The organism is Pseudomonas sp. I2 (assembly GCF_040984075.1).
Classification (GTDB): domain Bacteria; phylum Pseudomonadota; class Gammaproteobacteria; order Pseudomonadales; family Pseudomonadaceae; genus Aquipseudomonas; species Aquipseudomonas guariconensis_B.
The window spans coordinates 1-430 of sequence record NZ_JBCGFQ010000176.1; the positions used below are offsets into that span (position 1 = coordinate 1).

General features: G+C 54.9%; 1 pseudogene. It reads left to right on the plus strand.

Annotated features, from left to right (window positions below):
* Positions 1 to 430: pseudogene (locus tag WCE05_RS26130) on the plus strand (NAD-dependent DNA ligase LigA); the annotation flags it as partial.

Below are 430 nucleotides of genomic sequence, written 5' to 3' on the forward strand. Positions count from 1 at the left end.
GTGCAGGACCGTCTGAAAAACAACGAGAAAGTCACCTGGTGCTGTGAGCTGAAGCTGGATGGCCTTGCCGTCAGTATTCTGTATGAAAATGGCGTTTTAGTCAGTGCCGCGACCCGTGGCGATGGCACCACCGGGGAAGATATCACGTCTAATGTGCGTACTATTCGCGCTATTCCGCTGAAGCTGCACGGAGAGAATATCCCGGCGCGTCTGGAAGTGCGTGGTGAAGTGTTCCTGCCGCAGGCGGGGTTCGAAAAGATTAACGAAGATGCGCGACGCACGGGCGGGAAAGTTTTTGCTAACCCACGTAATGCGGCAGCTGGTTCACTGCGTCAGCTTGATCCGCGTATTACAGCGAAGCGACCGCTCACTTTTTTCTGCTATGGCGTTGGTGTTCTGGAAGGTGGCGAGCTGCCGGATACTCATCTTG